Raw genomic sequence first — 7500 nt, forward strand, 5'->3', positions numbered from 1 at the left:
TTGGAAAATATCTCTGATTTATGGAATAGTGCCTTAAAAGAATTAGAAAAAAAGGTAAGCAAGCCTAGTTATGAGACATGGTTAAAATCAACAACGGCTCATAACTTGAAGAAAGACGTATTAACGATTACAGCTCCAAATGAATTTGCTCGTGACTGGCTAGAATCTCATTACTCCGAACTAATTTCAGAAACACTATACGATTTAACAGGGGCAAAATTAGCAATTCGCTTTATTATTCCTCAAAGTCAAGCTGAAGAGGATATTGATCTGCCTCCAGTTAAGCCGAATCCAGCACAAGATGATTCAGCTCATTTACCACAGAGCATGTTAAATCCAAAATATACATTTGATACATTTGTTATCGGCTCTGGTAACCGTTTTGCCCATGCAGCTTCATTAGCTGTAGCCGAGGCGCCAGCTAAAGCGTATAACCCACTCTTTATTTACGGGGGAGTTGGGCTTGGAAAGACGCATTTAATGCACGCAATTGGTCATTATGTAATTGAACATAATCCAAATGCAAAAGTTGTATATTTATCATCAGAAAAATTTACAAATGAATTTATTAACTCTATTCGTGATAATAAGGCTGTTGATTTTCGTAATAAATATCGCAACGTAGATGTTTTATTGATAGATGATATTCAATTTCTTGCTGGAAAAGAACAAACTCAAGAAGAGTTTTTCCATACATTTAATGCATTACACGAAGAAAGTAAACAAATTGTAATTTCTAGTGATCGACCACCAAAAGAGATTCCGACTTTAGAAGATCGTCTTCGTTCCCGCTTTGAATGGGGGCTTATTACAGATATTACGCCGCCAGATTTAGAGACACGAATTGCGATTTTACGCAAAAAAGCAAAAGCTGAAGGGCTTGATATACCAAATGAAGTTATGCTTTATATCGCAAATCAAATTGATTCAAATATTCGTGAATTAGAAGGTGCACTTATCCGAGTTGTAGCTTATTCATCTTTAATTAATAAAGATATTAATGCTGATTTAGCAGCTGAAGCACTTAAAGATATTATTCCAAATTCTAAGCCAAAAATTATCTCTATTTATGATATTCAAAAAGCTGTCGGGGATGTTTATCAAGTGAAATTAGAAGATTTTAAAGCGAAAAAACGTACCAAATCAGTTGCGTTTCCTCGCCAAATTGCAATGTATTTATCGCGCGAGCTTACAGATTCCTCTTTACCAAAAATAGGTGAAGAATTTGGTGGACGTGATCATACAACAGTTATCCATGCCCATGAAAAAATCTCTAAACTACTAAAAACCGATACGCAATTACAAAAGCAAGTTGAAGAAATTAATGGTATTTTAAAGTAGTAGCTGAATAGTGTGAATAACTTACCTTGTTTTACGCACAGTCTATCCACATGTAGATAGACTGTTTTTACATCCTTTATAGGGGTTATCCACATATCCACAAGCCCTATTACTATTACTACTATTTTTTATCTTTATTAATTAAATAAAATCTTATACTTACCGGAGGTTTTTCTTTATGCGTTTTACAATACAAAAAGACTATCTTGTAAGAGGTGTACAAGATGTAATGAAGGCAGTTTCTTCTCGTACAACAATCCCCATCCTTACGGGAATTAAAGTTGTAGCTACTGAAGAAGGGGTTACATTAACAGGAAGCGATGCTGATATTTCTATTGAATCTTTTATTCCAGTCGAAGAAGATGGAAAAGAAATCGTAGAAATTGCTCAATCAGGAAGCATTGTTTTACAGGCAAAATATTTTAGTGAGATTGTAAAAAAACTACCTAAAGACACTGTCGAAATTTCTGTAGAAAATCATTTTATGACAAAAATAAAATCTGGAAAATCAGAGTTTAACTTAAATGGTTTAGATTCTGCAGAATATCCGTTATTGCCACAGATTGAAGAACATCATGTATTTAAGATACCAACAGATTTACTTAAGCATATGATCAGACAAACTGTATTTGCAGTTTCTACTTCTGAAACAAGACCGATCTTGACAGGTGTAAACTGGAAGGTATATAACAGCGAGTTAACTTGTATTGCAACAGATAGTCATAGACTGGCACTTCGAAAAGCAAAAATTGAAGGACATAACATTGCAGATGAATTCCAAGCTAATGTTGTTATTCCAGGTAAGAGCTTAAATGAATTAAGTAAAATTTTAGATGAGTCTGAGGAAATGGTAGATATCGTTATTACGGAGTATCAAGTATTATTCCGTACAAAACATTTATTATTCTTCTCAAGATTGTTAGAAGGAAATTATCCTGATACGACACGTTTAATTCCAGCAGAGAGTAAAACGGATATTTTTGTAAATACAAAAGAATTCCTACAAGCAATTGATCGTGCTTCACTATTAGCAAGAGATGGCCGCAATAACGTTGTTAAATTATCAACTTTAGAGCAAGAAATGCTAGAGATTTCTTCGAATTCACCAGAAATCGGAAAAGTTGTCGAAGAAGTACAATGCGAAAAAGTAGATGGAGAAGAGTTAAAAATATCTTTTAGTGCAAAATATATGATGGATGCATTAAAAGCTTTGGATAGTACAGAGATTAAAGTTAGCTTTACTGGGGCAATGAGACCGTTCTTAATTCGTACAGTAAATGATGATTCAATTATTCAATTAATTTTACCGGTTCGTACTTACTAGGTAAGGAATAAGGGTTGCTAGTTTAAAGATGCTAGTGGCCCTTATTTGATTTTTGGGTATTACTTTCCTAATGCTAGTTTATTTAGTACAATGAAAGAATGAACACTTTCAGAAAGTGAGCGATTTTATGAAACGTATTAAAATTTCAACAGAGTATATTACACTAGGACAATTTTTAAAGTTAGCTGATGTAATTGATACAGGTGGCGCTGTAAAATGGTTTTTACAAGAATATGAAGTGTACGTGAACAACGAACTTGAAAATAGAAGAGGTCGCAAACTATATGCGAATGATGTTATTGAAATTCCAGGAAGCGGAACTTTCCAAGTTCAGGCATAAAGGGGGAGCCCTTTGTTTATTTCAGAAATACAATTAAAAAACTATCGCAATTATGAAAAATTAGAGCTTTCCTTTGAAGATAAGGTAAATGTAATTATCGGCGAAAATGCACAAGGGAAAACAAATTTGATGGAAGCTATTTATGTTTTAGCGATGGCGAAATCTCATAGAACCTCTAATGATCGCGAACTTATCCGCTGGGATGAAGATTTTGGTCAAATAAAGGGGAAATTACAAAAAAGAAACAATTCTTTGTCTTTGGAATTAAATATTTCGAAAAAAGGTAAAAAGGCAAAATTAAATCAACTTGAACAACAAAAGTTAAGTCAATATATTGGCGTGATGAACGTTGTCATGTTTGCCCCAGAAGATTTAAATCTTGTAAAAGGAAGCCCTCAAGTAAGAAGACGCTTTTTAGATATGGAATTAGGACAAATAGCTCCTGTATATTTGTATGAATTAAGTCAATATCAAAAGGTGCTCACGCAACGAAATCACTTGTTGAAAAAAATGCAAGGGAATAGTAAGAATGAGGAAACGATGTTGGATGTATTTACACTTCAACTAATTGAGCATGGTGCGAAAATACTGCAAAAACGTTTTGAATTTTTGCATTTGCTACAGGAATGGGCAGCTCCAATTCATCGAGGTATAAGCCGTGGATTAGAAGAGTTAGAAATTGTCTATAAACCAAGTGTAGATGTATCAGAATCAATGGATTTGTCGAAAATAAAAGAAGTATACTATGAAAGTTTTCAATCTGTGAAACAACGTGAAATTTTCCGTGGTACGACTTTAATTGGTCCTCATCGTGACGATTTACAATTCTTCGTTAATAGTAAAAATGTTCAAGTCTTTGGTTCGCAAGGACAACAACGAACGACCGCACTATCCCTAAAATTAGCTGAAATTGAATTGATTTATTCAGAGGTTAAAGAATATCCAATCCTTTTGTTGGATGATGTTTTATCAGAATTAGATGATTATCGTCAATCACATCTTTTAAATACAATTCAAGGAAAAGTGCAAACATTTGTTACAACGACGAGTGTCGACGGAATTGAACACGAAACATTAAAAGAAGCGAAAACAATTCATGTAACGAACGGCACTGTAGATTGTGAAATAGATAGGGAATAACCCCTGTTTAAATGGAAAAGTAGGTGATCTTTGTGTCAATGGAACAAAAGCAAATGCAAGAAAATGCATATGATGAAAGTCAGATACAGGTGCTTGAAGGACTAGAGGCAGTTCGGAAACGCCCTGGTATGTATATTGGATCTACAAGTGGAAAAGGGCTTCACCATCTTGTGTGGGAAATCGTAGATAATAGTATTGATGAAGCACTTGCAGGTTATTGTGATGAAATTAATGTTAGTATCGAAGAAGATAATAGTATTCGTGTAACGGATAATGGGCGTGGTATTCCGGTTGGTATACAAGAAAAAATGGGACGTCCAGCTGTAGAAGTTATTATGACTGTTCTCCACGCCGGTGGTAAATTTGGCGGTGGCGGTTATAAAGTTTCTGGTGGTTTACATGGTGTTGGGGCATCGGTTGTAAATGCTCTATCAACAGAATTAGAAGTATTTGTACATCGTGAAGGTAAAATCCATTACCAAAAATACGAAAGAGGTATTCCGGTTGCGGATTTAAAAGTCATTGGTGACACAGATCAAACAGGAACAATAACTCGATTTAAACCAGATCCGGAAATTTTCCAAGAAACAACAGTATACGATTTTGATACGCTAGCAACTCGTATGCGTGAATTAGCGTTTTTAAATCGCAATATTAAATTAACAATTGAAGATAAACGTGAACATAAGCAAAAGAAAGAATTCCATTACGAAGGTGGAATTAAATCATATGTTGAGCATTTAAATCGCTCAAAACAACCGATTCATGAAGAGCCTGTGTACGTAGAAGGTTCAAAAGATGGTATTCAGGTTGAGGTTTCTCTTCAATATAACGAGGGATACACAAATAATATTTACTCATTTACGAATAACATCCATACGTATGAAGGTGGTACACATGAGGTAGGTTTTAAAACAGCTTTAACTCGTGTAATCAACGACTATGGTCGTAAAAATAGCATTTTAAAAGATGCGGACAGTAATTTAACTGGTGAGGATGTTCGTGAAGGTTTAACAGCAATTGTATCAATCAAGCATCCAAATCCACAATTTGAAGGACAAACGAAGACAAAACTTGGGAATAGTGAAGCGAGAACAATTACAGAGTCTGTATTCTCAGAGGCGTTTGAAAAGTTCTTACTAGAAAATCCTAATGTAGCGCGAAAAATTGTAGAAAAAGGTACGATGGCTGCACGTGCACGTGTAGCTGCGAAAAAAGCGCGTGAATTGACACGTCGAAAGAGTGCGTTAGAAGTTTCAAGTTTACCTGGTAAATTAGCTGATTGCTCTTCGAAAGATCCAGCAATTAGTGAAATTTACATCGTAGAGGGTGACTCTGCGGGTGGATCTGCAAAACAAGGACGCGATCGTCATTTCCAAGCAATTTTACCGCTGAAGGGTAAAATTATTAATGTGGAAAAGGCACGCTTAGATAAGATTTTATCAAATGATGAAGTTCGTACAATTATTACGGCGATTGGTACAAATATTGGTGGAGACTTCGATATTGAAAAAGCACGCTATCATAAGGTTATTATTATGACCGATGCCGATGTTGATGGTGCACATATTCGTACCCTATTATTAACGTTCTTCTATCGTTATATGCGTCAAATAATTGAGTGTGGTTATATCTATATTGCACAGCCGCCGTTGTTTAAAATACAACAAGGTAAAAAAATTCAATATGCTTACAACGATAAGGAACTTGAAAAAATCTTAGCAGAATTACCGGCCCAACCTAAGCCAGGGATTCAGCGTTATAAAGGTCTAGGGGAAATGAATCCAACTCAGCTATGGGAGACGACAATGGATCCAGAAGTACGTTCATTACTTCAAGTTTCCCTTCAAGATGCAATTGAAGCAGACGAAACATTTGAAATTTTAATGGGAGATAAAGTAGAGCCGCGTCGTAACTTTATCCAAGAGAATGCAAAATACGTGAAGAACCTTGATATTTAAATGAGTAATGACAGGAATCTAAGTATTCCTGTCTTCTACATATAAATCAATGTATGTGTAACGGAAATGTAAGAGGAGGTGCTCGTTGATGTCAGACAATCAACAACAAGCACGAATTCGAGAAATTAATATTAGTCATGAAATGCGTACCTCATTTTTAGATTACGCAATGAGTGTTATCGTATCTCGTGCATTACCAGATGTTCGTGATGGATTAAAACCTGTGCATCGTAGGGTTTTATATGCGATGAATGATTTAGGAATTACAGCTGATAAAGCGTATAAGAAATCAGCACGTATTGTCGGTGAAGTAATCGGTAAGTATCACCCTCATGGTGATTCAGCCGTTTATGAAACAATGGTACGTATGGCGCAAGATTTTAGTCAACGTTATATGCTTGTAGATGGGCATGGTAACTTCGGTTCTGTAGATGGAGATTCAGCAGCTGCAATGCGTTATACAGAGGCAAGAATGTCTAAGATTTCTATGGAATTAATACGTGATATTTCAAAAAATACAATTGATTATCAAGATAACTATGATGGTTCCGAAAGAGAACCGATAGTACTACCAGCGCGTTTCCCTAATTTATTAGTAAACGGTACAACAGGTATTGCTGTTGGTATGGCAACAAATATACCGCCGCATCAGCTTGGCGAAGTAATTGATGGTGTGTTGGCATTAAGTCATAATCCTGATATTACTATCGCGGAATTAATGGAATATATTCCCGGTCCAGACTTTCCGACGGCAGGTTTAATTTTAGGAAGAAGTGGAATTCGAAGAGCTTATGAAACAGGTCGCGGTTCCATTATGCTTCGTGCTAAGGTTGAAATTGAAGAGAAGTCAAACGGTAAACAATCTATTATCGTAACTGAACTACCTTATCAAGTTAATAAGGCACGATTAATTGAAAAAATCGCAGAATTAGTTCGCGATAAGAAAATTGAAGGTATTACAGATTTACGTGATGAATCAGATCGTAATGGTATGCGTATTGTCATGGAAGTACGTCGTGATGCTAATGCAAACGTACTATTAAACAATCTATATAAACATACAGCGCTTCAAACAAGTTTCGGTATTAATATGTTGTCTCTTGTAAATGGGGAGCCACAAGTACTAAATTTAAAACAAAATCTATATCATTATTTAGAGCATCAGAAGGTAGTAATTCGTAGACGTACTGCTTATGAATTAGAAAAAGCAGAAGCACGTGCTCATATTTTAGAAGGATTACGAATTGCTTTAGATCATCTTGATGAAGTTATTACGTTAATTCGTAGTTCAAAAACGGCAGATATTGCCAAGCAAGGCTTAATGGAACGTTTTGGTTTAAGTGAGAAACAGGCGCAAGCAATTTTAGATATGCGTCTGCAACGCTTAACTGGAT

Annotated in this window: 6 protein-coding genes (1 of these 6 only partly in view); all 6 read left to right on the plus strand. The window is 35.4% G+C overall.

The window, feature by feature from the left end; translation table 11 throughout:
* Complete coding sequence (dnaA, locus tag NST27_RS00005) at positions 1–1341, plus strand: chromosomal replication initiator protein DnaA (protein ID WP_000428017.1); 1341 nt, start codon at positions 1–3, stop codon at positions 1339–1341.
* Positions 1342–1519: 178 nt separating this feature from the next.
* Complete coding sequence (gene dnaN, locus NST27_RS00010; protein ID WP_001212884.1) at positions 1520–2665, plus strand: DNA polymerase III subunit beta; 1146 nt, start codon at positions 1520–1522, stop codon at positions 2663–2665.
* A gap of 127 nt (positions 2666–2792) precedes the next feature.
* The gene (yaaA, locus tag NST27_RS00015; RefSeq protein ID WP_000821364.1) at positions 2793–3005 is read left to right on the plus strand and encodes a S4 domain-containing protein YaaA; all 213 of its coding nucleotides are present in this window, start codon (positions 2793–2795) and stop codon (positions 3003–3005) included.
* 12 nt (positions 3006–3017) lie between these two features.
* Positions 3018–4145, plus strand: a complete 1128-nt coding sequence (recF, locus tag NST27_RS00020; RefSeq protein WP_000470740.1) for a DNA replication/repair protein RecF — start codon at positions 3018–3020, stop codon at positions 4143–4145.
* A 38-nt stretch (positions 4146–4183) separates the two neighbouring features.
* Positions 4184–6106: a DNA topoisomerase (ATP-hydrolyzing) subunit B gene (gene gyrB, locus NST27_RS00025; protein WP_000435982.1), complete on the plus strand. Its 1923-nt coding sequence runs from the start codon at positions 4184–4186 to the stop codon at positions 6104–6106.
* Positions 6107–6194: 88 nt separating this feature from the next.
* Positions 6195–7500, plus strand: partial view of a DNA gyrase subunit A gene (gyrA, locus tag NST27_RS00030; RefSeq protein ID WP_001282864.1) — the 5' portion only. The gene runs 1166 nt beyond the window's last position; 1306 of the gene's 2472 nt are visible here — the first part of the coding sequence; it begins with the start codon at positions 6195–6197; its stop codon lies beyond the right edge, outside the window.

Origin of the sequence: Bacillus sp. FSL W8-0770 (genome assembly GCF_038008705.1) — a bacterium.
Taxonomy (GTDB): domain Bacteria; phylum Bacillota; class Bacilli; order Bacillales; family Bacillaceae_G; genus Bacillus_A; species Bacillus_A cereus.